This window comes from Bacillus sp. Cr_A10, assembly GCF_029222665.1.
Classification (GTDB): domain Bacteria; phylum Bacillota; class Bacilli; order Bacillales_A; family Planococcaceae; genus Psychrobacillus.
The window spans coordinates 32,766-55,203 of sequence record NZ_JARHXR010000001.1 but is presented as its reverse complement, the minus strand read 5'-3'; the positions used below and the strand labels follow the sequence as shown (position 1 = coordinate 55,203).

The window sequence follows — 22,438 nt, the reverse complement described above, 5'->3', positions numbered from 1 at the left end:
GAAGTGACTTTGTCACCTTCACTCCACCCTTTAATCTTCATCTTTTACGTCCAAATCATCCGGAATTGGAGTATTGCGCCACTCATCTATTTGGCGTCTTAGTTCCTCGATTTGCTGCAAATGCGTATCAAATTGAGCGCTATTAATGTAATAATCTTCTCCATCAAAAATAGCACGAATTTTTTTTTCTGCAATATATCTTTTTACTTGTTCAATAGGCATTGATAAATAATTCGCAGTTTCTTCCACTGTCATATACATAGTGAATGCCTCCTATCATTATTAGTATAAGATACGATTGTCACTATCTCAATATGTGCTATATTGAAAGTTAATATATAGAAGGTGGTGGGAGTAAAGAAATGTCTGTTTTACCATACATATTTGTACTACTTGGAGCTATCTTATGGGGTACGACGGGTACTGCACAAACGTTTTTACCAGACAATGCACATCCATTTATTATAAGTGCGGGAAGGTCTACGGTAGGTGGTTTTTCTCTATTGATCATTATGGTTTTATGGAGAAAAATAAAATTTAAAACTTGGCCTTGGAAGGAAACGTTCTATGCAGCAATTTGTATTGCACTTTTTCAACTATTATTCTTCTCTTCCGTTAAATTGACAGGTGTAGCGATTGCAAGTGTAGTTGCTATAGGAAGTGCTCCTGTATTTTCGGGAATCATTGAATGGCTCTTTTTAAAGTTACGACCATCTCGAATATGGGCAATCTCGACATTATTTGCAATCGTCGGATGTTTGTTTTTATTTTTAAACAAAGGTGAGATTACTATAAATCCAATTGGTATCATGTATTCTTTAATAGCAGGTATGATCTTTGCGTTGTACACGATATCTAGTAAGTCCTTATTAGAAAAGGAAGAAGCGATACCTGCTGTAGCAATGACATTCTCAGTTAGTGCATTGTTGCTCATGCCTTTCTTCTTTATATATGATGTAAGCTGGTTAAAGGAAGCAGGAAATATCGGAATTATTTTTTACTTAGGTCTAGCCACTACTAGTATTGCGTATGTGTTATATGCTAGAGGATTAAACAAAATACCCTCATCGTCCGCACTTACATTGTCTTTAGCAGAACCAACAACAGCTGCTATTTTAGGTGTGTTCATAGTTGGAGAGAATCTTAGTACGATGTCTTGGATAGGAATTTTGTTACTACTTGGAAGTATTGTAGTGTTAACTATTGGTAGTAAATCAACCAAAAAGTAGCTTGTGAGATAGAATATGAGATTTGCCTTGCATGGCAGATCTCTTTTTCTATTTAATGGCAAAGCGCAACCAATTGAATGCTGACCGAGACCATATCACGAAGAAGAGAGACCAATTCTCGATTAACCGTAACCAAATGTAAACTAACCGCGACCATTTCTCTTTATAAAAGGTTAACTTCTTATAGAAACACTCCTACGAAACTCTTAAAATCCCAATATATTTCTAACTTCAGCATTATAAGACTGGCTGACAGGAAGTTCTGTACCATCTTGAAGAAGCACCAACAGATTAGACGAAAAATCTCGTATGATGCGATCGATAAAAGATATGTTCACGATATATGAGCGGTGAATTCGTAAAAAGGATTCAGGAAGACGCTGCTGTAATTCCTTCAATGGAATATTTGTTTTATATGGTTCTTTGTCGGCATAAAACCATGTTTTTTTTTGTAGACTTTCCATGTATGCAATTTTTTCTATTGGTATTGGACGCCATTCTTCTTCGAGTTTACCTGTCAAAAATCGATAAGGAGGAGCAGTTGGTACAGTTGGTTTAGGGGGAAGTATAACAACCACTACTGCATTTTCCCCATTTATATTTATCGGATAACCTACTCCGTAATATGGGAGCTGAAAAAGCGTTTCATCTATTACAGCCTCTGTTCTACAACCGCATTTTAAAACTAAATCTGCAATGCTTCCTGGTTTTATCTTTTGTCCTTCCTTAATACGTAAATCATGTTTTCCTGCCATGTAATAGATGTACTGATCACCCATTGCTATTGCAATAGAGGCCTCTTTGGGAACCCACTCTTCTAGCAAAATACTATACTGTTTTAAGTAATCTTTCGAAATTTCCATTGCTTCTCCTCCATATTCTAAACTTTCTGCATTCATCCGTCTTATTTGTTGTTCATCCTAAAATAATCCTCTCTTATCCTAAAAACGATACAAACAATTCTAATCTGTTATATATTAATGTACAAGAAAAGTAACTGTTATGATACAGTAATAAAGTCATATTTTTCAGACAGTTATAATTATAAATTTGAGGAGTGTGTTAAATATGTCAACGAGACAACAACAAGTGGAAGAATTACGTAAAGATTGGGAACAAAATGAACGCTGGAAGGGGATTGAACGCCCTTATTCACCAGAAGAGGTAATTAAACTTCGCGGCTCCATTCAAATTGAACATACGTTAGCTCGTAAAGGTGCAGAACGTTTATGGAACACACTTCATACGGAAGACTTTATAAATGCACTTGGAGCTTTAACGGGAAATCAAGCAGTACAACAAGTAAAAGCAGGACTCCAAGCAATTTATTTGAGTGGTTGGCAAGTAGCGGCAGATGCGAACCTTTCTGGTCAAATGTATCCGGATCAAAGCTTATACCCAGCAAACAGTGTACCTGCAGTAGTAAAACGTATTAACCAAGCTTTCCAGCGTGCAGACCAAATTGACCATGCGGAAGGAAGAGAAGATGGTTTTGACTGGTTTGCTCCTATTGTTGCAGATGCAGAAGCTGGATTTGGTGGACCTCTAAACGTGTTTGAATTAATGAAAGGTATGATTGAAGCAGGAGCAGCAGGAGTTCATTTAGAAGATCAACTTGCCTCTGAAAAGAAATGTGGACATTTAGGTGGTAAAGTACTTCTTCCAACACAAAATGCTGTTCGCAATCTAATAGCGGCTCGTTTAGCAGCAGATGTTTCAGGTGTACCAACTGTATTAATCGCTCGTACAGATGCTGACGCAGCAGATATGGTAACAAGTGATATCGACTCTCGCGACCATGATTTTATTACAGGCGAAAGAACTCCTGAAGGATTTTATCGTACTAAACCAGGGATTGAGCAAGCTATCGCTCGCGGTTTAGCGTATGCACCTTATGCAGATCTAATCTGGTGCGAAACATCTCACCCGAGCTTAGAGGAAGCAAAACAATTCGCAGATGCTATTCACGCAGAGTTTCCTGATAAAATGCTAGCATATAACTGTTCACCATCCTTTAACTGGAAAGCGAATTTAGATGAAGAAACAATCGCAAAATACCAAGTTGAACTAGGAAAAATGGGATACAAGTTCCAATTCGTAACGCTTGCTGGATTCCATGCATTAAACCATAGCATGTTCGAATTGGCACATGAGTATAAAACAAAAGGAATGGCTGCATACTCTAAACTTCAACAAGCAGAATTTGCAAATGAAGCAAAAGGTTATACAGCTACAAAACATCAACGCGAAGTTGGAACTGGATACTTCGATGATGTTTCCCAAGTAATATCAGGAGGTACTTCATCTACTACTGCAATGAAAGGCTCTACTGAGGTGGCACAATTTTCTTGATAAGTAAAGTTGATTGGAGGCTGAACGTTGGATGGAACAAGCAATAACAAAAAAAGTTGAAATTATAGGAAAAGAAGTAGATGGGATTCAAGAAATTTTAACTCCCGGAGCACTAGACTTTGTAGCATCTCTTCATCAGTTATTTGATGAGAGAAGAAAAGAATTGCTGGAAGCACGCCAAGTACGTCAAGAAAAGCTGAATAATGGGGGTACATTAGACTTTTTGCCAGAAACAAAAGAAATTCGTGAGAGAGAGTGGACTATCGCTCCACTTCCTCAGGATTTACAAGACCGTCGTGTTGAGATTACTGGTCCTGTAAATCGTAAAATGGTTATCAATGCGTTAAACTCTGGTGCAAAAACGTTTATGGCTTGTTTTGAAGATGCAACTTCTCCAACTTGGGAGAATATGATCGAAGGCCAATTGAATATGCGAGATGCAGTGCGAAAAACTATTTCTTTTAGTCAGGATAATGGGAAAGTATATAGTTTGAATGAGGAAGTAGCAGTTCTTCTAGTACGCCCTAGAGGGCTTCACCTTTTGGAGAAAAATGTTCTAATAGATGGGAAGCCGATTTCCGGTAGTTTCTTTGACTTTGGACTTTATTTCTTCCACAATGCAAAAGAGCTTATCGCTCGTGGAACTGGTCCTTATTTCTATATCCCCAAGTTGGAAAGCCATTTAGAAGCAAGGCTTTGGAATGAGATCTTTGTTTATGCTCAGCAACAATTGGGAATTCCAAATGGAACGATCAAAGCAACTGTGTTGATAGAAACGATAATGGCCGCATTTGAAATGGATGAAATTTTATATGAGTTACGTGATCATTCGGCAGGTCTAAACTGTGGACGTTGGGATTATATATTTAGTTATATTAAACGACTTCGCAATCAGCCGCATGTAATCTTACCGGATCGTGGTCAAGTAACAATGACATCACCTTTCATGAGAGCGTATACGCAACTGTGCATTAAAACATGTCACCGACGTAATGCCTCGGCAATTGGAGGAATGGCAGCACAAATCCCGATCAAAGGTGATGAAGCTGCTAACGAAGCGGCATTTACAAAAGTAAGTGAAGATAAACGAAGAGAAGCAACTGATGGTCACGATGGAACATGGGTAGCGCATCCAGGTTTAGTACCAGTTGCATGGGAACAATTTGACACGCATATGCCAACACCTAACCAAATCCATCGAAAACGGGAAGATGTTCAAGTAACAGCGGCAGATTTACTCGAAGTGCCTGAAGGGACAATTACAGAAGAAGGTCTTCGATTAAATTGTAGCGTAGGGGTTCAATATATAGCATCATGGTTACGAGGAAATGGAGCAGCACCTATCAACAACTTGATGGAAGATGCGGCGACAGCAGAAATTTCACGCACGCAAGTATGGCAGTGGATTCGCCATCCAGAAGGAAAACTAGAAGATGATCGTAAAATCACTATTCCACTAGTGGAACAAGTTCTAACGGAAGAATTAGGAAAACTAAAAGCTTCCTTTGGCAATGAAGCATATTTAAAAGGCAGATACACAGAAGCTGCTGAACTGTTTCTTTCATTAGTGAATAAAGATGAATTTATCGAATTTCTAACATTGCCAGGCTACGAAAAAATTAGTTAAAAAAACATATTATTATAGGAGGTGATTTGCATGAAAATAAAAAACCAAGAAGCAAATACAAAACATTGTCGCGAATGTGGATGTGTTATTCATGAGCAAGTAGAATCATCCTTATATGAATGTGAACGCTGCATCGGCATGAACGAAGAATAACTTAGACGCATCGACAATGGAAACCACCATACAAATAGCCCTATCCATCTTTTTAAAGAGGGATAGGGCTTTTAATATTTTTACTCTACTAGACGAGTAGATTGAATCACCTTTTGTTCATTTTCTACTACATAATCAACGAGTATTTGCTTACCTTCCTCTAATCCTTCAAAGAAAGGAATGGCAACTTCAGATAGCCGCATAACTTCTGTTACACCATCTAGATTTTTCACTTCAATAGAATGAAGATCAATTTGTCCGACATAAGTGACTTCTTGTGATTCCACTACTAATTTCCCGGTTGCTCCACTTATAGACTCCCCAGCCCATTCATAATTAGTCTCGACCTTAAGGTTTTCTAATCCATCTGCTGTAGACCAAACAATCAATTTATAAGAACCGGCAGGAACTCCTGCAAGCTCTTCTTGAAGATTTAAGGGTATGGCCCACTTTTCACCCGGCTGTAGCTTCTTCTCCTGGATCTCTTGTACAAACATTTTATTTGCGGAATAAGTATATATTACTTCCTTTGCTTCATTTAATAGCTGAAATTCAATTTGTTGCCCACTTGACATAGTTAGAACAGCTTCTTTTTCTGCACCATTTATGATGATGAAGGAAGCCTCTCCATCAGCTAACACGTTAAGCTGAGTAGATATTTTGTCCTCTTGGCTACCTGTCGAGTAGTCTACATCACTCGTACCGCAACTTGCTAATGTAAATAGGGTTACAGCTAATAAAAATAACCAAGGGATTCTTTTTAATTTATTCATTTTGACACCTCCTGTTTAAAAATTAGACCATTTTTAAGGCAGAAAGTTACACTAGTTGTAGCTTTTTTGTTTTCGAATAGGAACATCCTAACCATCTAATATGACGAGGCAGGATATTTATGAAATATATAGAATGATTATTTTAATGTACAAAATATATTTGGAAGAAGGGAATAGGGATGGGGAGAGTAATTGGATTCGAACTAAATAGTCAAGATCCTAAAAAAGCAGCAGAATTTTATTCGGAAGTTTTTGGTTGGGAAGTTGCTGAACCACATTGGGATTATTGGGCAGTTACTACTGGAATGGATGTTAACTCAGGAATTAACGGAGGAATCGGTAAAGGACCATATGATTATCCTCATGGCACTCGTATTCAAATTGAAGTGGAGTCAATGGATGAGTACATAGCTAAAGCTAAAAATAATGGTGCTGTAATAGTGAGGGATAAAATGGAATTCGATGAATTTTACCTTGCCTACTTGGTAGATCCTGTCGGTCTGGGGTTTGGTTTAATTCAAAAAAAATAAACCGTGGACAAATTGCTGCCTAAAAAACAGTGGAAAGTGGGATAAGAGATGTCTTCTATATTTAAGAGAATTGATACTGTATTTTTACAAGTAAGTGATTTTGAGCAAGCGATCAAATGGTACGGTGATGTGTTAGGGTTTAAGCTTAGATGGAAAGATGATAAAGGTGGATATGCCGCTTTAGACATTGGTGAAACACTTCTTACGTTAGTTCGAACAAACAACAACGAGAAGCCTGTTAGATGATGAAAGAGAAACCACCAACCAGTAATTATGTAACCCGTTCAGATGAATAATACAAAATCGAAATTAAACACAAATAGAACCGTGATTCATATGAATCAGGGTTCTTTCTATTATTGATATTAACAGCAGAAATAATGAACCTTCAATTAATATTGTAAATTGTTAGTTGAGGAATTGTTACTTTTCAGGCTATCTAACAAAACATAACCAAATACAATCCCAGCTATTGATGTGAATGTTGTATCCCCTAAAAGTATAAATGCTTTTGAGAAAAACAAATTCGTTGTAAAAAAAGCAAGAAGTGGCAACATCGAGATATATAGAGACGGGATTCCAACTGTAATGAACTTAATCCAATCAAATGCCCATTGCTTTTTATTTTTAATTTCTATAATTAATTTAGGGAGTCGTAACAACAACCCAAACAAAACAGGAAAAATACTTGCAAATATTAAAAAAGGTTTCAAATTAAATGTAATTGCCGATTCTTCCCTTAATTTTACTTGATAATCCATTCCTAGATAAAAAATAATTCCAATAACTGCTGTGGAAAAGAAGATAAATAAAAATCTTTTCATTCTGAATCCTCCTTTTATCTTTTTTTACTTACTAATATGCAAATTAGTTGAATAACAAAACTACTAATATTTTCAAAATCTTAACACTACAATTATAATTAATATTACCATATTATTAATTAATTTCCTTTTATTATTATGTACCCCAAAGTACCCCACTCGATTTTGCTTAGTACCCCAAATGTACCCCATTTGTAAATGCAAATAGCAACATTAAAATAAACACTTAATTTCATTTGAACCTTTCAAAAACTTATAGTAATAGTAAAGCGAACATGTAAATACAGGTAAATAAAAGTCATTCTTAAGAATTTCTTCAGATTTATACTAATGGAATGTTAAGAAATCAAGGTTACAATAAGAAACATAAGAAAGAGATGTGAGGAGGCAAGAAGATGACCCAGTTTACTGTTTTAGTAACAGATGATGACCAGGATATTCGAGATGGAATCGAAATTTACCTTAAAAATGAAGGATACAACGTGTTAAAAGCTGCGGATGGATTAGAGGCTCTTCAATTAATAGAAGAAAATGAAGTTCACGTCATTGTGTTAGATATTATGATGCCTAAAATGGACGGAATTGCAGCGACCTTTAAAATAAGAGAACAAAAAAATATCCCAATCATTATGTTAAGTGCGAAAGCAGAGGATTCCGATAAGATCCACGGTTTATCGGTTGGAGCGGATGATTATGTGACAAAGCCTTTCCATCCAATGGAGCTTGTAGCAAGGGTAAAGTCACAACTAAGACGTTATACAAAGCTAGGAACCTATCAAGGGCAGCAATCTGTGATTGAAATTGATGGGCTTATGTTAAACCAAGAGGCAAAGGAACTTAGTGTAGATGGGGAAACCGTAAAGCTTACGCCAATAGAGTTCAAAATAACAGAGTTGCTCATGACCAATGCAGGTCGCGTTTATTCCATTAATGAAATATATGAAAGAGTCTGGAATGAACCTGCTTACAACGCGGAAAACATTGTAGCAGTACATATTCGTAAAATTCGAGAAAAAATAGAAGCAGATCCTAAAAATCCGAGGTATTTGAAGGTGGTGTGGGGCGTTGGCTATAAAATCGACAAGTAAAGTGAATTTACTTCTATCCATAGTTGCAATTATATGTGGAGTGCTCTGTTTATCTTATTGTATAACCAATCTTGTTCCTATTTTTGAAATTAAGGAAAACTTTATCGAAATTATCCGATCGATGAAAGGGGGAGTAGCTGAATGAAACATCCTATAATGAAAAATATAATCATTAGTATTTTGGCAGTTATAATGATTTGTGGACTTTTTACAGTAGTAGATGAGGGACAAAATTATATAGGTAAAAATTATTTTGATAGTGATAGCTTTCAAGTGGAATTAGAAAGTTTTCAATCCTCTCTTGTTCCGTTAGTTTTAGCGGTTCCGGATAAAGAGGATGTAATGAAAAATATTACTGTGACAAGAGATGAAATAGAAGAATATCGCTATCGGTATGGAGGTCTACAAGAACAATTAGACTCTATTAGATTTCAATATGAAGGAAGAACTGATGAAGAATCAATTGAAGAGCGTAATAAAAAAATGGAAGATATTACGAAAAACTTCGAGGATAATGCTTATGTTGAAAAGAAAATCCTTATAGAAAAAGAAGAAAAGATTGAAGAATACTTTCGAACAATTGAAAGAGAAAAAAATAATTTCTTAAATACAATGGATGACTATATTTATGACTTGAAAAATATAGAGACAGGTGAACGTTTTACTAATGGGGAAGTAAATTCAAAAAATGCCTTTACAAAATTGTACTCAAGTAAAAATGGGTATTTAAAAGAAAATGTAGTATTTGAAAATGGAGAAACATCCTGGGATGTAACTAACTTAATAGGAAATAAATTTGCTCGATTTGAAGGAACAGTCGCTATTTCGGAAGCAAGTATTTTAAGTGGTAGCAGAGAAGATGAATATAAATATTTTATAGTGAATCAACGAATCTTTTATGGAGTTCTTGTAGTAGGAGTATTGGCAGCAATTGCATTTGTATTATTATGGAAAAGAAACCGCGAGAATTTTAGATATGAGAAAGCAGAGCAAAAGTATAATAAGTATCCAATTGATGTCAGACTCGCACTATTCTTCATAAGTATTTATGTGGCAATTTTGTCTGCGAGAGAAATAATACAGTACGTTTTATATTACAAAGGATACGATCTTATTATTCTGGCACCTATTATTGCAATAACTTTTACAGCATGTACATTGTATCAATGGACATGGCTACGTGCTGGAATTGGTCATGTTAATTGGAAACAAAGTTTAATTTTTAGCTGGGGAAGATCGCTAGAAGGATTTTTCTTAAATCGAACAATTGCGGTTCAAACATTAATCATGCTAATCGTAATATTTTTCTGGGGATTCGGGACAATGATGTTGTTTCCAGTGCCAGAGGCTATTCTTATCTGGGTTCCTGCAACAATATTAATTGGGATACCAGTACTAGTGTTTTTATTATCGAGAATGTCCTATTTAAACCGTATCATCGTAAAAACAGAGGAAATGGCAAAGGGAGTTCTTCGAGGAGAATTAGAAGTAAAAGGGAAATCACCAGTTGCGCATCATGCGGCTAATCTAAATCAGCTTCGGGATCGAATAAAGTCTTCTCATTCGGAACAAGCAAAAAGTGAAAGACTCAAAACAGAGCTAATTACAAATGTAAGTCATGATTTGAGAACTCCATTAACTTCAATTATAACTTATACAGACTTGTTGAAGAATCCTAGCATAACGGATGAAGAGCGAGCATCCTATATTGCGATTTTGGATAAAAAATCAATGCGTTTGAAGACATTGATTGAGGATTTATTTGAAGTATCAAAAATGGCTACCGGTAATATAGAATTAGTGAAACAAAAAGTCGATTTAACTCAGTTACTACAACAGGCGATCGCAGAACATCAGGAAGAAATAGATAAGTCAGAGTTAGATTATCGAGTAGCAATCGGTACAAAGCCAATAATGTCGAATGTGGATGGTCAAAAATGGTGGAGAATACTTGATAACTTAATCATCAATACGTTAAAGTACGCCCTTCCTAATACACGTGTTTATATCAATTTAGACCAGGTAGACGGAGAAGCAGTCTTTGTTATCAAGAATATTGCAAAGTATGAATTAGGAAACGAAGTATCTGAATTAACGGAGAGATTCAAGCGAGCAGACACATCACGCCACACAGACGGATCAGGTCTTGGGCTAGCTATTGCCCAATCTATTGTGGATTTACATGGTGGTAGTTTACGAATGGAAGTAGATGGCGACTTATTTAAAGTTACCGTTACTATAGCAGCAATCTAATAGTAAAACGAGAAATCCAGAGATGGGTTTCTCGTTTTTTGTTAGCCACATAGATTAGTTGGAATCTTGGCACATTTAGTTGAAAAAACAGCTTGCTTCTTTAGCGGCTGTTGTCCCCCATGACTTCGAGTCTCTGTAAAACATAGTATCTAGATTTAAAATCATTAACCGGGTGAAGATTAAGTTTATTTAGTAGATAGTTGGCTGCGAATTTGTCTTTGAGTTCTAGGAAATAGACACATTCACGGTTAGTAATAGTATGTTTGACAAGGTAAAACCAGTCTTCTATCGCTTGGGTTTGCATAATTATTTTAGAAGTTTTACAAGTTGGACACGTGCTAGTGTTATAAATTTTATTTAAGCATTTTGGACAAAGCAATCCCGTTTTTATTTGCGAGAGTTCTAGTGGATAAGTTTGAGCTATAGGTTTAGGGGTGAACTCAGTAGATTTAGAGAGTAGGCTATTTAGAAGTTGATGGAATTTAGTTGTAGAAATGATATCTGAATATTGATTATAATTGTTGATGTATTCAGATATATCACAATCCATTACAATGGTCGTATCTTTTGGAGGGAGTACGACATGTGTTTTAGAGTAAGCGAGAACAATAAGGCTTTTAATAGGTATATCTATCTTTAAAGAATTTAATAGTGTTTGCAAGTTATTACCGTGTCGTTTTATTTGTTGCTCCGGACATTTAAAAGCTGTAGATTCTTCGTCAAGAACACGAATTAACTGGTCGGGATTTTTTGGAACAACAATTTGCCCCGTATATTTTTTATTTCCAAACAGCGATGTATTTTCTTGTGAGGATAAGCGTGTCTACCTGTAGATAATTATGCGGGCTAATTGGGATATGGAGGTCCTTTAAAATAGCGTAATTTTTGGGGAAGTTTACTTGTTTTAAGAAATTGTCAACGTACGACTCTCCAGCATAACCAGCTTCAATTGCTCTAATTTTATTTTCAATTTCAAGGCAAGTAGGGTGGTGTATAGGGAGTCGCCGAAGCATGCGCTTGTATATAGCGACTGTTTAGGTAGATTTCGTGGTATATCTATAGAAAACCCTCCTTATGTTTAGTAAGTAATGCATTGAAAGTACCATTTTTCTAGTAATATCACAGTAAAAGATACAATAGTCTGAAAAGGGGTTGAACAGGAGAATGGAAACACTAAATCAATTAAATTTTACAAGAATTTATACATTGGGGAGAATCAAACAGAGTAAAGAGAGTGCTTGGGACATAAAACCAAGTGGATTTAACAATACGATTCGATGGAATGTCGGCCATATTTATGTGAATGGGGAAGTGCTCACGCAAAAAGCAATTCCATCTTACGAAATCTTACATCCAGAATGGTTACCTCTCTTTGTTCCAGGAACTAACCCAGATGAATGGGATACCGAGCCTCCAACGATGGAAGAACTAATGAATGCATTAAAGCTACAATCCGATCGAATAAAGGCAGCAATTGAACCTAATTTACATAACCAATTAGTAGAACCGATGTCTATTGGCAATCTACATCAAATGGATACGGTGGATGCACTTATGCAATTTATGATTTGGCATGAAGGAGTGCATGCTGGAATTATTCACGCTTTGAACCGTGCAACGACGGAGTGAGGGATGAAAATATATATTATAGGATCCGTTGGTAGTGGTAAAACAACACTAGCTCGAAAAGTAGCCTGCAAGCTTCAAGTAACACATTTTGAAACGGATAATTTTGTGTGGACACGACAACTAACCGGTGATATACGAAATGAACCGGAAGTTCGGGATCATTTGCTGCTAGAGGCGATTCATCGAGACGCTTGGGTGATAGAGGGCGTCCATATCGATTGGACCGATGAAGGTTTACAAGCAGCAGATCAAATCGTTTTTTTAGATATTCCATTTAGGATAAGAAGAAGGCGCATCGTACTTCGATTTATACGTCAATTACTTAAAATAGAAAAAGCAAACTACCACCCGACATTTACCATTTTTCGTCGGATGTTCAAGTGGAATAAATACTTTGAAAATGAAATGAAACCCGCGTTTCTAGTAAAATTTAATAAATATGAGAAGAAAGTGCATTGGCTTCAAACAGATAAAGAAGTAGAGGGCTGGTTGAACCAATTAGAAGGAGGCTGATGGATTAGCATCATCCTTTTTCCATGTAAAAAAGGAGATACCTATTGGTTATCCCTTTTTCTTTAACATTTCTATTTCATTCACAAGATAGTCTAACTTACTCTGTATGTCGGAAAGCTGTTCCTTTTGTTCTTGGCTAGATTGGTTTACTAATTTAGCTTCTTGCTCTTCTTTATCTTTAGCTTGAGCCAGTTCTGATAAAGCAATACCTTCGGCAATAGCTACGATCACATACCCTAGTGTGAGAACGACAGTCCCAATAAATTCAACAGTGGTGCTAGTTGGGATTTCATTTTCGTTATTTGGATCTTCAGGAATATACACACAAACATCCTTTACTCCGTCTTTCCATTAGCATATGATAAAAAACTCGCATACGTTATTTTTTGGATTTCACGAGTTGATGCTCGAATGCATAAATGACTGCTTGTGTTCGATCACTTACTTCAAGCTTCGATAAAATATTGCTCACATGTGTTTTTGCTGTTTTCAATGCAATATAGAGAGAGTCAGCTATGTCTTGATTTGTTTTGCCTTCTGCCATAAGCAGTAAAACTTCGAGTTCTCGATCTGTTAAGTCTTCGTGCAGTGCTTGTTCGGAACCTTGGCGCATTCGCTTCATCATTTTGTTTGTCACTTCTGGCTCTAATACTGCATCACCGTTTAACGTTTTGCGAATAGATTCAGCTATGTGAGATGCTTTGGAAGTCTTTAACAAATAGCTGATGGCTCCTGCTTCAAGTGCTGGATACACTTTATCATCATCGATAAAGCTCGTAACAACCATTACTTTTGCTTCCGGCCATTGTCGCACAATCTCACGTGTAGCTTCGGCACCATTCAAGATAGGCATAACCATATCCATTAATATAATATCTGGTTTATGCGCAAGAGCCATATCAACAGCTTCTAGACCGTTCGTAGCTTCTGCTACCACTTCCATATCGGGCTGAGCCTGTAAATAAGCAGATACACCAATACGAACCATTTCATGGTCATCCGCTAACAATATTCGAATCATCTTTATGCTCCTCTCTCTTCACTGTTCCAACTAGCTCTAAGTTTTTCTCGATTGGAAGCTTCACTTCGACAATTGTTCCTTGCGACGGAACGGAAACAACTTTGCACGTAGCACCAATTTCAACAGCTCTTTCTTTGACATTCTCTAAGCCATATGAGCCTGTTTTAGCATCCGCCATCTCAAAGCCAACCCCATTATCTTGCACTCGAAAAATTGCTAGATTGTCACGTTCTACGAATAAAATATCGACTTCCGTAGCCTTTGCATGTCGTAACGTATTGGATAAGGTTTCCTGTGCAATTCGAAATAAATGGTCCTCTGCGCCTTTTGGTAATGAGACCTCTTCTAAGCGATATCGAATGGTAAAAAAAACTTTCTGTTGGAGCTCTAGTAATAGTTCTTCCATTCCTTGCTTAAGCGTTTTATCGTGTAGTGCTGCTGGACGAAGGTGGAGCAGTAAGGCTCGCATTTCTAACTGAGCTTGTTGAACTATTTTTTCTGTTTGCAATAAATTTTTAGGAGCTTCCCCATTCTGCGACTCCTCTATTTCCACCATCGTTGAAAGAAGCATAGACGCTGCAAATAATTGTTGTGAAACCGAATCATGCAGCTCCCTAGCCAAGCGTTGTCTTTCTTGTACGATTCGTTCCTGAATAAGCTTATCTTGTGCTTCTGCTTTTTCATTTGTAATACGCTGCAAGGTTTTCCGCTGGGTCAAAATGAGCTGCTCTAATTGATTGGTTGTGACATGTAATCTTTTCGAATATGAGAACTTTTTATTGTTTGGTAGTGACGTTTCTGCTTCTAATAAAGGTCTCAAGCTAGATTCTATTTTCTTCTCCTGGTCACGAACCTTTTGAAGAGTATTCAAAGAAAAACTAAAACTCATAAACGCTAGTATGATGATAATCCAAGCACCTAATGGTACTTCTGCGTAAGTAGTCTCTAGCAATGACCACCATGCGTTATCGTTTGGCCAGCCCCACAGTGCATAGAGTAATAATGCTGCTAAAGCCATTAATATAATAAAGAGGGAAAAGCCTTGACCCAAAAGTATTTTCATTTACGGATCACCTCAATATCCCCAATCCATGTCGATACAGTAACGACAAGTTCAGAAGCATAGCTAACATCCTCTTGATAACCGTCTTTTAATACGACCGATTGATTCCACAAACGTTGAAGCCCTCGACCAAATATATTCGCCTCTCCGATAATAGTTGCGTAATGGAGTCTCACTGGAACTTCATAAGGTACATAAATGGTAACTTTTCCAAGCGACTGGCGTATGGAAATAAAGGAAGTACCCTTTGGTAGAACTGTTTGTGTCACATCAATAACATGCTCTCCGTAAAAGCCTTGTACATGTACATCTTGCCATTCATAGGCATTAAAAGGAGTTGTTTGCGAAGAAAAAAGCTTATTTTGTATCACACTGTTTGGTGTTTCTTTATACACCGTATCGAATGGTCGAATCACTTGTTGAATCGGTTCATTTTTCCAGAGCTTATACAGTATATATGCCATAATAGCCATGAGTAATAGCCTTAAACTCCACATAGAAAAAATAGAAATTAATATTAGGATAAACCCCGTCCAAAATAAAAAACGAGTTCGTTTGCGTAAGCTAAAATAAATCATCCCAATGCCAAGAAGGACTAATACAATGCTGCCATTTCCAAAAATTGTTGCTTCAATAAACATTAGAAAAACAAAGCAAATGAGGATAAAAGCAAGCTTGTTTGTTTGATTTTCTTTCATTTGAGTATTCCTCCTTCTTCGCATAGTGAGATAAGAGGAGAAGATTTCTTCCCCTCTTATATATTAAACAAGAAAGTAAAACTATTCTACAAAGTAATTGTCTAATCTCCAGGCACCAGCCGCTTGAGGTCAAATGACAATTTCCTTCAGTAGCTGAAGAACTGCCTCCTCGGAAATTGTCATTTGCTTGTTTCTGCGCGAAGCTCGTCACAGAGATACTCTGTCGCCACTAAATAGGCGCTTTATGCTTTTCTTATAGTTTACACAATTTCAGTCTTTGGTTGTGCATTTTTTTCTAACATTTCAAGACGTTGTTCCATAGAAGTTATTTCATGTTCCTTTTCTATCTTTTGACCAAGTCGTTCAATGTATTGTTCCATTTCTTGGAACGTGCCAAAGTTTTTTTCTTTTTGTTCTGGTTGTAGAATGCGATCCATTTGATGATGAGCGCGGGTTACGTTTTCTTTGCCCATCAATTGTAATTGACGAACCTTCATATCTTTAATTTTATGTTTCATTTCTTCGTATTTACGTTCTAAACCGAAAAGCTCTTCAGTTGTTTGTTGAATGCTATTTTGTAAAACGGAAGTTCTTTCGCTATATGCATTTAATTCGGCTTGAGCAAAAGCAGCTAAGTCTTCCTCGCCGCTTGCTGTAGCTAGCTCTACTTGATGCTTACGTTTTTCAACCATTTGTAATGTTTCTTCAAGTTCTTTTTCAAGTTCTTGTTTTAATTTTCCTTGGCGTTCTAACCATTTACCTGTTTGCTCTGTTTGTTTTTCCGCTTCGCGAATATATTGATTCAACATTGCAATTGGATTTTTTTCCTCTTTTTTATCAAACAACTTGTGTAAGTCAGCCTCTACCGAGTATTTCAATCTTTTTAATAATGATGTCATGTTATTTTCCTCCTTATTTTGAAAGTTCGTTCCATTGTTTTTCGAAATTTACAAATGGGTCATCAGATTTTACAGCTGGTGCTGAAAAGCTAACGGGTTCGTTATTCCATTTTTTAATAACGTACCAAACACCTACGATTGCTAAAATTCCGAAGAAACCAGGCACGTTTGCAACTGCCGAAAGTAATCCTACGATTCCTACACTTGCCCAAAAGATTTTCAAAAACGTAGAATCGCTTTTAAGGTAAAAATGTATCCCTGCGTAGACGATCAAAGCAGAAACTGCTAAACCTAATAAACTCCCTAAGTTTGCAACTGCTACAACCCCTGCGATAATACCAAGTACTAATAAACCAAATTTTTTCATGTGATTGTTCCTCCTCTCGTTTGTATTTATAGCTTATCAATTCCGCTAACTTATCCAAACGGGCTAGAACATGATTTTCATATCGGTCTGGAGACTTAGTAATACTAAGACATAATCTGCTATACTAATGGAAAATACATAAATTGGAGAACTGAATATGAAAAGAATTACTGGTGCTGTAATAGCTATTCTCCTGTATTCTGCTATAGTGTTTTATTTTGGATGGGTAGTTTCTAGCTGGTTAGAAACATTCTTTCCTATAAATAAGTGGTATTTCGGTATAGTCTGGGTACTTATTGCTTATGGGTTTCTTATTGGGAGAATCAATCATAGCTTGCGGCTATTTAGTATTGCGGGATCCTACTGGATGATAATTATGGAGTATGGGCTAATTCTATTTCCGATTGGAACAATTTTAACTTGGGTATATCCAGAGCAGGTAAAATTAATTGGTTGGATAATCTTATTCTTATTTGTTTTCATTTTTGCGTTTGGTACATTCAATGCATTTACACCAGTTGTTCGTGAGCTATCTATTAAATTACCCAAAAAGGATTCCAAGTTGGACAAGCTTAAAGTAGTAGTTGCTTCAGATTTCCATCTTGGTTTATTATCCAATAAGGCGCATTTAAAAAGGTTTGTGAAAAAAGCAAACGAAGAGCAGCCTAATTTAATCTTACTAGTTGGTGATTTAGTTGATGACGATCCTATTTGGTTTGTAAAAAAAGGTATGTCAGAAGTGATGAAGCAGCTAACTTCTACGTATGGTGTATATGGGGTACTCGGCAATCATGAATACTATGGTAAGAAAATTCCTCTATTAGTAGAAGAAATGGAAGCGTCTAATGTACATATGTTGTTAGATGAAACTATTGTGTTGGCAGAATCGTTCTATTTAACTGGTAGAGAAGATTTGACGAATAGAGAAAGAAAGCAGCTTTCTGAATTACGTCCCGAAAAAGATAATCTTCCTTGGTTTGTTATGGATCATACACCTTCGAATTTATTGATACCTGAAACGGAAGGGGTAGATTTTCATGTTTCAGGTCATACGCATAGAGGACAAATGTGGCCAAATCATCTTATTACGAGAAAGGTATTTGAGCTAGATTATGGGTATAAACAAAAAGGAAGCTTGCATGCGATTGTATCATCCGGTTTTGGATTTTGGGGTCCGCCTATTCGCTTAGGTAGTCAATCGGAATTATGGGCAGTAAACATTAAGCTAGAGGACGTGAACAAATAATGGAAGCATGGATTTCGGACTGGCTTAGTCAGTACGGTTATTTTGGTGTATTTTTCTTAATATTAATTGAAAATATCTTCCCTCCAATCCCATCAGAGGTGATTTTAACGCTCGGTGGGTTTATGACTACAACAACAACAATGACAAAGCTTGGAATTATTATTGCATCTACTTCAGGGTCCGTTGTTGGAGCAGCTCTTTTATATTGGATTGGCTCACTTTTAGACGTAGAACGTTTAGAGAAGATTGTACAGAAGTACGGAAAAATTTTAAGACTGACTATTAAAGACATTCATAAAGCAGATGCATGGTTTGATAAATATGGTGTTTGGGCAGTCTTTTTCGGTAGACTCGTGCCACTTGTTAGAAGTTTAATATCCATTCCAGCAGGGATGTCTAATATGAAGTTTGGCTTATTCCTCTGGTTTACGACATTAGGAACTTTGATATGGAACACAGTGTTAGTATCAATAGGAGCAGCAGTCGGAGAGAATTGGGATGAAATAGTAGGGTATATGGATATCTACTCGAACATAGTGTATATTATCTTAGCGATAGTAGGTATTGCATTTCTTGTTTGGTATTTTAAAAAACGTGACTAAGGAGATCTTATGGAATTTCTAGAATTATTAAAAGCGATTATATTAGGGTTTGTTGAGGGTATGACAGAGTTTGCTCCTGTTTCTTCTACAGGGCATATGATTATTGTTGATGATATGTGGTTGAAAACGGAAGAATTTTTAGGTCAGTATTCTGCGAATACATTTAAAATTGTCGTTCAGCTTGGTTCTATTTTAGCTGTAGTGGTTGTTATGTGGAAACGATTATTTAGTTTAGTAGGATTATATAAGATAGAAAGCGAAAATTCGAGCAAGCGTTTTAATTTACTACATGTAATCGTTGGTATAATTCCTGCAGGAGTATTAGGAGTATTATTAGAAGATTTTATTGATGAAAATTTATTTGGCGTAGAAACAGTTATATACAGTCTAGTTGCAGGTTCTATTTTTATGATTATTGCGGATAAATTTGGTCCGAAAAAACCGTCTATCAATAGCTTGGATCAAATTACGTATGCTAAGGCATTTAAAGTGGGATTAGTACAATGTCTGTCTTTATGGCCAGGATTCTCTCGCTCAGGTGCAACTATTTCCGGTGGGGTATTGTTTGGGATGGATCATAAAACAGCAGCAGATTTTACATTCATCATGGCTGTTCCAATTATGGCAGGGGCTAGTCTAGTGTCTGTGGTAAAAAACTGGGAAGAGATTAATATGGGGGATATGGGCTTTTATGCAGCAGGCTTTATCAGTGCATTTGTATTTGCGCTAATTTCCATCAAATTTTTCTTAAAACTAATTTCTCGCATCAAATTAATGCCATTTGCAATCTATCGTTTAGTGATAGCAGCAATTTTAGCAGTTATCGTATTTATGTAATAAAAGGGCAGACATTTTGAATTGTCTGCCCTTTTATTATGACTAAAGAAAGACACGTACTTTATTCCTATGTACAAGTTTAAACACAATATGATAGGGTATATAAGTGAATATAACACAACATATAGTATTTGAACGATAATTAGGTACCTTTATGGTTTAAAAGGGAATTCGGTGAAATGCCGAAGCTGTCCCCGCAACTGTAAGTGTGGACGACTGTTGAAATAGCCACTGCGAGAAATCGTGGGAAGGTCGACAGGAGGGTGAAGCATGAGCCAGTAGACCTGCCTTTTCATCGGTGAAGCAACACTTTCTTCGGGGGTTGAGAGGTGGGGGCGAAGGACTCTATCTCAATTAATTTTTAGATGTCTTGTTGTTTCCTACTTTTTTAATGTGAGCGATGACTCAGCCGAAGAGGCTTGGGACATCGCTTTTTTGTGTCCTTAAGCAACTATCACTCCAGCAGAACTCATAATCAAAACAAGGAGGAAATAAAAATGACATCAATTACCTTTACAGAAAAACAGGAGGTACTCCACCATTTAGTAAAAGAATTCGGAGAAGACAATATGGCACCACTCATTAAATCACATGAAAGATGGATGAGGAAGAATCCGGAGGGTAACACCTCTGCTTGGTCTAAGTCGATGTCTTTGGAAGCATTAAGTTTTTTAGATGAGCAAGAAACGTATTGGACTTTTGTTGCGGCGCGCATTCATTTGGCACATGTATATGAACAAGTCGCTAGTCAAAGAAAAACAACATCTAATAATGTTTACAGTAAATTTGCTAGCAATGTACAACTTCAAGCTGCTAATGGAATTTACGACATTCGTTTGACGGAAGCCTATTCGTTTGATGAATTACAACAGTTAGCAGAAATAATTGTTCCAGAGAGAGATTTTTTATTTACATATATTGGTGTTAAAACTTTACTTGATCGTTATGTCGCAAGGGACTTTGACAAATCAATTGTTGAACTTCCACAAGAACGTTGGCTAATCATTGCAATGACGCTAATGAAAGAAGAAAAAGAAAATAGAATTGGCAAAATAAAAGAAGCATATTGGGCAATGAGTAACCTTTATATGACTGTAGCAACACCAACACTTTCAAATGCTGGAAAGCCACATGGACAGTTATCTAGCTGTTTTATTGATACGGTTGATGACAGTCTTCAAGGGATATACGACAGTAACACAGACGTAGCGACCCTTTCTAAATTCGGTGGCGGAATCGGAGTATATATGGGGAAAGTGCGAAGTCGAGGATCCTCTATTCGAGGGTTTATAGGCGCTTCTAGTGGTGTACTTCCATGGATCAAGCAATTAAACAATACGGCAGTTAGTGTGGATCAGCTTGGTCAGCGTCAAGGTGCGATTGCTGTTTACTTAGATGTTTGGCATAAAGACATTTTTACATTTTTAGATTTACGCTTGAACAATGGAGATGAGCGTCTTCGTGCACACGATATCTTTACAGGGGTATGCTTACCGGATTTATTTATGGAGAAAGTAGACGCACGAGAAGAGTGGCACCTATTTGACCCGCATGAAGTACGACAATTAAAAGGCTATTCCCTAGAGAATTTCTACGATGAGAAACGTGGCGAAGGTTCTTTCCGAGAAAAATACGAGGAATGTGTGAATGATTATCGATTATCACGCGAAACTGTTCCAGCAATAGACTTGATAAAACGTATTATGCGTTCCCAGTTGGAAACAGGAGTACCATTTATGTTTTACCGAGATGAAGTAAATCGTAGTAACCCAAACAAGCATGAAGGAATGGTTTATAGCAGTAATCTATGTACAGAAATTTTTCAAAATCAAAGTGCTACCTCTTTTGAGTCCATTCAATTAGAAGACGATGTGATTGTGACAAAACGTAAAGCGGGGGATTTTGTAGTTTGTAATTTATCTTCTATTAATCTAGGACGAGCGGTTCCAGAAAATGTATTGGAGCGTTTGATAAAGATCCAAGTGCGTATGCTCGATAATGTAATTGATTTAAATATGATTCCGGTACCTCAAGCGCAACGTACAAATGCTCGTTATCGAGGAATTGGCCTTGGTACATTCGGTTGGCATCATTTGCTTGCTCTAAATAGTATCCGCTGGGAGTCAGATGAAGCAGTTGAATTTGCTGATAAACTTTATGAAAAGGTTGCTTTCTTAACGATTCAAGCTTCTGCCGAACTGGCGAAAGAGAAGGGGGCCTATCCTTTATTCGAAGGGTCAGATTGGCAAACTGGAGCCTATTTTGAAAAACGACAATACGAGGGACAAGAATGGAATGAACTGCGTAAGGAAATCGCTGAAAATGGAATCCGAAACGGCTATTTAATGGCGGTTGCACCTAACTCGTCCACTTCTATTTTAGCAGGAAGCACGGCGAGCATAGATCCTATCTTTCAAAAGTTTTACTCCGAAGAGAAGAAAGATTACAAAATTCCAGTTACTGTACCAGATTTAAATTCAGAGACTACGTGGTTTTATAAATCAGCTTACTTTATTGATCAACACTGGACTTTAAAACAAAATGCTGCACGTCAACGCCATATTGACCAAGGTGTTTCGTTAAATTTATATGTTCAAAACACAATAAAAGCAAAAGAATTACTTGATTTACACTTAGATGCGTGGAATAGCGGGCTGAAAACAACTTATTACGTTCGATCAACTTCTGTAGAACTAGTCGATTGTGATTCTTGTTCAAGCTAAGGAGGAAAAGC

The 22,438-nt window shown here is 36.8% G+C and carries 25 protein-coding genes and 1 riboswitch; of the genes, 14 read left to right on the top strand and 11 right to left on the bottom strand.

What is annotated here, in order from left to right; all coding sequences use genetic code 11:
- Positions 1-30: 30 nt before the first annotated feature.
- Positions 31-261: an excisionase family DNA-binding protein gene (locus tag P2Q73_RS00295; protein ID WP_053590977.1), complete on the bottom strand. Its 231-nt coding sequence runs from the start codon at positions 259-261 to the stop codon at positions 31-33.
- 101 nt (positions 262-362) lie between these two features.
- On the opposite strand from P2Q73_RS00295, the gene P2Q73_RS00290 reads away from it, so the two are divergent.
- Positions 363-1,229 (top strand): EamA family transporter, encoded by an 867-nt coding sequence (locus P2Q73_RS00290; protein WP_275782639.1) that lies wholly within the window; start codon positions 363-365, stop codon positions 1,227-1,229.
- Positions 1,230-1,435: 206 nt separating this feature from the next.
- Here the strand turns inward: P2Q73_RS00290 and P2Q73_RS00285 are convergent, their stop codons facing one another.
- Positions 1,436-2,092: a LytR/AlgR family response regulator transcription factor gene (locus P2Q73_RS00285; RefSeq protein ID WP_275782636.1), complete on the bottom strand. Its 657-nt coding sequence runs from the start codon at positions 2,090-2,092 to the stop codon at positions 1,436-1,438.
- A gap of 205 nt (positions 2,093-2,297) precedes the next feature.
- On the opposite strand from P2Q73_RS00285, the gene aceA reads away from it, so the two are divergent.
- From aceA to P2Q73_RS00270, 3 genes are read left to right on the top strand one after another with little or no spacing between them, the layout of a single operon-like run.
- On the top strand, positions 2,298-3,581 hold the full coding sequence (gene aceA, locus P2Q73_RS00280; RefSeq protein ID WP_275782634.1) for an isocitrate lyase: 1,284 nt from the start codon (positions 2,298-2,300) through the stop codon (positions 3,579-3,581).
- A gap of 31 nt (positions 3,582-3,612) precedes the next feature.
- Positions 3,613-5,208: a malate synthase A gene (gene aceB, locus P2Q73_RS00275; protein WP_275782632.1), complete on the top strand. Its 1,596-nt coding sequence runs from the start codon at positions 3,613-3,615 to the stop codon at positions 5,206-5,208.
- Between the two features lie 30 nt (positions 5,209-5,238).
- Positions 5,239-5,361: a YhfH family protein gene (locus tag P2Q73_RS00270; protein WP_216598629.1), complete on the top strand. Its 123-nt coding sequence runs from the start codon at positions 5,239-5,241 to the stop codon at positions 5,359-5,361.
- Positions 5,362-5,441: 80 nt separating this feature from the next.
- Here the strand turns inward: P2Q73_RS00270 and P2Q73_RS00265 are convergent, their stop codons facing one another.
- Positions 5,442-6,134: a BsuPI-related putative proteinase inhibitor gene (locus tag P2Q73_RS00265; protein WP_275782627.1), complete on the bottom strand. Its 693-nt coding sequence runs from the start codon at positions 6,132-6,134 to the stop codon at positions 5,442-5,444.
- A gap of 179 nt (positions 6,135-6,313) precedes the next feature.
- On the opposite strand from P2Q73_RS00265, the gene P2Q73_RS00260 reads away from it, so the two are divergent.
- Positions 6,314-6,664, top strand: a complete 351-nt coding sequence (locus P2Q73_RS00260; protein WP_275782624.1) for a VOC family protein — start codon at positions 6,314-6,316, stop codon at positions 6,662-6,664.
- Positions 6,665-6,712: 48 nt separating this feature from the next.
- Positions 6,713-6,910: a VOC family protein gene (locus P2Q73_RS00255; RefSeq protein ID WP_275782622.1), complete on the top strand. Its 198-nt coding sequence runs from the start codon at positions 6,713-6,715 to the stop codon at positions 6,908-6,910.
- Between the two features lie 146 nt (positions 6,911-7,056).
- Here the strand turns inward: P2Q73_RS00255 and P2Q73_RS00250 are convergent, their stop codons facing one another.
- Entirely contained in the window at positions 7,057-7,488 is a 432-nt protein-coding gene (locus P2Q73_RS00250; protein WP_275782619.1) for a hypothetical protein, read from the bottom strand.
- 395 nt (positions 7,489-7,883) lie between these two features.
- On the opposite strand from P2Q73_RS00250, the gene P2Q73_RS00245 reads away from it, so the two are divergent.
- Both P2Q73_RS00245 and P2Q73_RS00240 read left to right on the top strand, forming a co-directional pair.
- A complete protein-coding gene (locus P2Q73_RS00245; RefSeq protein WP_053590968.1) occupies positions 7,884-8,576 on the top strand; it encodes a response regulator transcription factor in 693 nt (230 codons plus the stop codon).
- Positions 8,577-8,717: 141 nt separating this feature from the next.
- Positions 8,718-10,829 (top strand): sensor histidine kinase, encoded by a 2,112-nt coding sequence (locus tag P2Q73_RS00240; RefSeq protein WP_275782615.1) that lies wholly within the window; start codon positions 8,718-8,720, stop codon positions 10,827-10,829.
- 779 nt (positions 10,830-11,608) lie between these two features.
- On the opposite strand, the gene P2Q73_RS20305 is transcribed toward P2Q73_RS00240, so the two are convergent.
- Positions 11,609-11,842: a nuclease-related domain-containing protein gene (locus P2Q73_RS20305; protein WP_345798813.1), complete on the bottom strand. Its 234-nt coding sequence runs from the start codon at positions 11,840-11,842 to the stop codon at positions 11,609-11,611.
- A 151-nt stretch (positions 11,843-11,993) separates the two neighbouring features.
- On the opposite strand from P2Q73_RS20305, the gene P2Q73_RS00235 reads away from it, so the two are divergent.
- Positions 11,994-12,458 (top strand): DinB family protein, encoded by a 465-nt coding sequence (locus tag P2Q73_RS00235; protein WP_056828901.1) that lies wholly within the window; start codon positions 11,994-11,996, stop codon positions 12,456-12,458.
- Between the two features lie 3 nt (positions 12,459-12,461).
- Positions 12,462-12,971 (top strand): P-loop NTPase family protein, encoded by a 510-nt coding sequence (locus P2Q73_RS00230; protein WP_275782612.1) that lies wholly within the window; start codon positions 12,462-12,464, stop codon positions 12,969-12,971.
- A gap of 48 nt (positions 12,972-13,019) precedes the next feature.
- Here the strand turns inward: P2Q73_RS00230 and P2Q73_RS00225 are convergent, their stop codons facing one another.
- The 6 genes from P2Q73_RS00225 to P2Q73_RS00200 all read right to left on the bottom strand — a co-directional run bounded on the left by P2Q73_RS00225 (position 13,020) and on the right by P2Q73_RS00200 (position 17,019).
- On the bottom strand, positions 13,020-13,295 hold the full coding sequence (locus P2Q73_RS00225; RefSeq protein WP_275782610.1) for a hypothetical protein: 276 nt from the start codon (positions 13,293-13,295) through the stop codon (positions 13,020-13,022).
- A gap of 55 nt (positions 13,296-13,350) precedes the next feature.
- Positions 13,351-13,992, bottom strand: coding sequence for a response regulator transcription factor (locus P2Q73_RS00220; protein ID WP_275782607.1), 642 nt, complete (start codon positions 13,990-13,992; stop codon positions 13,351-13,353).
- A complete protein-coding gene (locus P2Q73_RS00215; RefSeq protein WP_056828893.1) occupies positions 13,967-15,055 on the bottom strand; it encodes a sensor histidine kinase in 1,089 nt (362 codons plus the stop codon). The genes P2Q73_RS00220 and P2Q73_RS00215 overlap by 26 nt, the downstream gene beginning before the upstream one ends.
- Complete coding sequence (gene liaF / locus P2Q73_RS00210) at positions 15,052-15,753, bottom strand: cell wall-active antibiotics response protein LiaF (protein ID WP_053590960.1); 702 nt, start codon at positions 15,751-15,753, stop codon at positions 15,052-15,054. Before liaF ends, P2Q73_RS00215 begins: the two co-directional genes overlap by 4 nt.
- Positions 15,754-16,013: 260 nt before the next feature.
- Positions 16,014-16,652, bottom strand: a complete 639-nt coding sequence (locus P2Q73_RS00205) for a PspA/IM30 family protein (RefSeq protein WP_275782602.1) — start codon at positions 16,650-16,652, stop codon at positions 16,014-16,016.
- Between the two features lie 13 nt (positions 16,653-16,665).
- Positions 16,666-17,019, bottom strand: a complete 354-nt coding sequence (locus tag P2Q73_RS00200; RefSeq protein WP_053590958.1) for a lmo0954 family membrane protein — start codon at positions 17,017-17,019, stop codon at positions 16,666-16,668.
- Between the two features lie 157 nt (positions 17,020-17,176).
- On the opposite strand from P2Q73_RS00200, the gene P2Q73_RS00195 reads away from it, so the two are divergent.
- The 4 genes from P2Q73_RS00195 to P2Q73_RS00180 all read left to right on the top strand — a co-directional run bounded on the left by P2Q73_RS00195 (position 17,177) and on the right by P2Q73_RS00180 (position 22,427).
- Positions 17,177-18,265 carry a metallophosphoesterase gene (locus P2Q73_RS00195; protein WP_275782599.1) on the top strand — a complete coding sequence of 363 codons (1,089 nt, stop codon included), beginning with the start codon at positions 17,177-17,179 and terminating at the stop codon, positions 18,263-18,265.
- Positions 18,265-18,867, top strand: coding sequence for a DedA family protein (locus tag P2Q73_RS00190; RefSeq protein WP_053590956.1), 603 nt, complete (start codon positions 18,265-18,267; stop codon positions 18,865-18,867). The genes P2Q73_RS00195 and P2Q73_RS00190 overlap by 1 nt, the downstream gene beginning before the upstream one ends.
- A gap of 9 nt (positions 18,868-18,876) precedes the next feature.
- Positions 18,877-19,704, top strand: a complete 828-nt coding sequence (locus P2Q73_RS00185; protein WP_053590955.1) for an undecaprenyl-diphosphate phosphatase — start codon at positions 18,877-18,879, stop codon at positions 19,702-19,704.
- A 127-nt stretch (positions 19,705-19,831) separates the two neighbouring features.
- Positions 19,832-20,010: riboswitch (cobalamin riboswitch) on the top strand.
- 131 nt (positions 20,011-20,141) lie between these two features.
- Positions 20,142-22,427, top strand: a complete 2,286-nt coding sequence (locus tag P2Q73_RS00180) for a ribonucleoside-diphosphate reductase subunit alpha (protein WP_275782594.1) — start codon at positions 20,142-20,144, stop codon at positions 22,425-22,427.
- Positions 22,428-22,438 lie beyond the last annotated feature (11 nt).

What these genes read in the sequence shown, in the direction of transcription:
- P2Q73_RS00295 (WP_053590977.1), bottom strand. Translation starts at nt 261, where the DNA reads ATGTATATGACAGTGGAAGAAACTGCGAATTATTTATCAATGCCTATT.
- P2Q73_RS00290 (WP_275782639.1), top strand. Translation starts at nt 363, where the DNA reads ATGTCTGTTTTACCATACATATTTGTACTACTTGGAGCTATCTTATGG.
- P2Q73_RS00285 (WP_275782636.1), bottom strand. Translation starts at nt 2,092, where the DNA reads ATGGAAATTTCGAAAGATTACTTAAAACAGTATAGTATTTTGCTAGAA.
- aceA (WP_275782634.1), top strand. Translation starts at nt 2,298, where the DNA reads ATGTCAACGAGACAACAACAAGTGGAAGAATTACGTAAAGATTGGGAA.
- aceB (WP_275782632.1), top strand. Translation starts at nt 3,613, where the DNA reads ATGGAACAAGCAATAACAAAAAAAGTTGAAATTATAGGAAAAGAAGTA.
- P2Q73_RS00270 (WP_216598629.1), top strand. Translation starts at nt 5,239, where the DNA reads ATGAAAATAAAAAACCAAGAAGCAAATACAAAACATTGTCGCGAATGT.
- P2Q73_RS00265 (WP_275782627.1), bottom strand. Translation starts at nt 6,134, where the DNA reads ATGAATAAATTAAAAAGAATCCCTTGGTTATTTTTATTAGCTGTAACC.
- P2Q73_RS00260 (WP_275782624.1), top strand. Translation starts at nt 6,314, where the DNA reads ATGGGGAGAGTAATTGGATTCGAACTAAATAGTCAAGATCCTAAAAAA.
- P2Q73_RS00255 (WP_275782622.1), top strand. Translation starts at nt 6,713, where the DNA reads ATGTCTTCTATATTTAAGAGAATTGATACTGTATTTTTACAAGTAAGT.
- P2Q73_RS00250 (WP_275782619.1), bottom strand. Translation starts at nt 7,488, where the DNA reads ATGAAAAGATTTTTATTTATCTTCTTTTCCACAGCAGTTATTGGAATT.
- P2Q73_RS00245 (WP_053590968.1), top strand. Translation starts at nt 7,884, where the DNA reads ATGACCCAGTTTACTGTTTTAGTAACAGATGATGACCAGGATATTCGA.
- P2Q73_RS00240 (WP_275782615.1), top strand. Translation starts at nt 8,718, where the DNA reads ATGAAACATCCTATAATGAAAAATATAATCATTAGTATTTTGGCAGTT.
- P2Q73_RS20305 (WP_345798813.1), bottom strand. Translation starts at nt 11,842, where the DNA reads ATGCTTCGGCGACTCCCTATACACCACCCTACTTGCCTTGAAATTGAA.
- P2Q73_RS00235 (WP_056828901.1), top strand. Translation starts at nt 11,994, where the DNA reads ATGGAAACACTAAATCAATTAAATTTTACAAGAATTTATACATTGGGG.
- P2Q73_RS00230 (WP_275782612.1), top strand. Translation starts at nt 12,462, where the DNA reads ATGAAAATATATATTATAGGATCCGTTGGTAGTGGTAAAACAACACTA.
- P2Q73_RS00220 (WP_275782607.1), bottom strand. Translation starts at nt 13,992, where the DNA reads ATGATTCGAATATTGTTAGCGGATGACCATGAAATGGTTCGTATTGGT.
- P2Q73_RS00215 (WP_056828893.1), bottom strand. Translation starts at nt 15,055, where the DNA reads ATGAAAATACTTTTGGGTCAAGGCTTTTCCCTCTTTATTATATTAATG.
- liaF (WP_053590960.1), bottom strand. Translation starts at nt 15,753, where the DNA reads ATGAAAGAAAATCAAACAAACAAGCTTGCTTTTATCCTCATTTGCTTT.
- P2Q73_RS00205 (WP_275782602.1), bottom strand. Translation starts at nt 16,652, where the DNA reads ATGACATCATTATTAAAAAGATTGAAATACTCGGTAGAGGCTGACTTA.
- P2Q73_RS00200 (WP_053590958.1), bottom strand. Translation starts at nt 17,019, where the DNA reads ATGAAAAAATTTGGTTTATTAGTACTTGGTATTATCGCAGGGGTTGTA.
- P2Q73_RS00195 (WP_275782599.1), top strand. Translation starts at nt 17,177, where the DNA reads ATGAAAAGAATTACTGGTGCTGTAATAGCTATTCTCCTGTATTCTGCT.
- P2Q73_RS00190 (WP_053590956.1), top strand. Translation starts at nt 18,265, where the DNA reads ATGGAAGCATGGATTTCGGACTGGCTTAGTCAGTACGGTTATTTTGGT.
- P2Q73_RS00185 (WP_053590955.1), top strand. Translation starts at nt 18,877, where the DNA reads ATGGAATTTCTAGAATTATTAAAAGCGATTATATTAGGGTTTGTTGAG.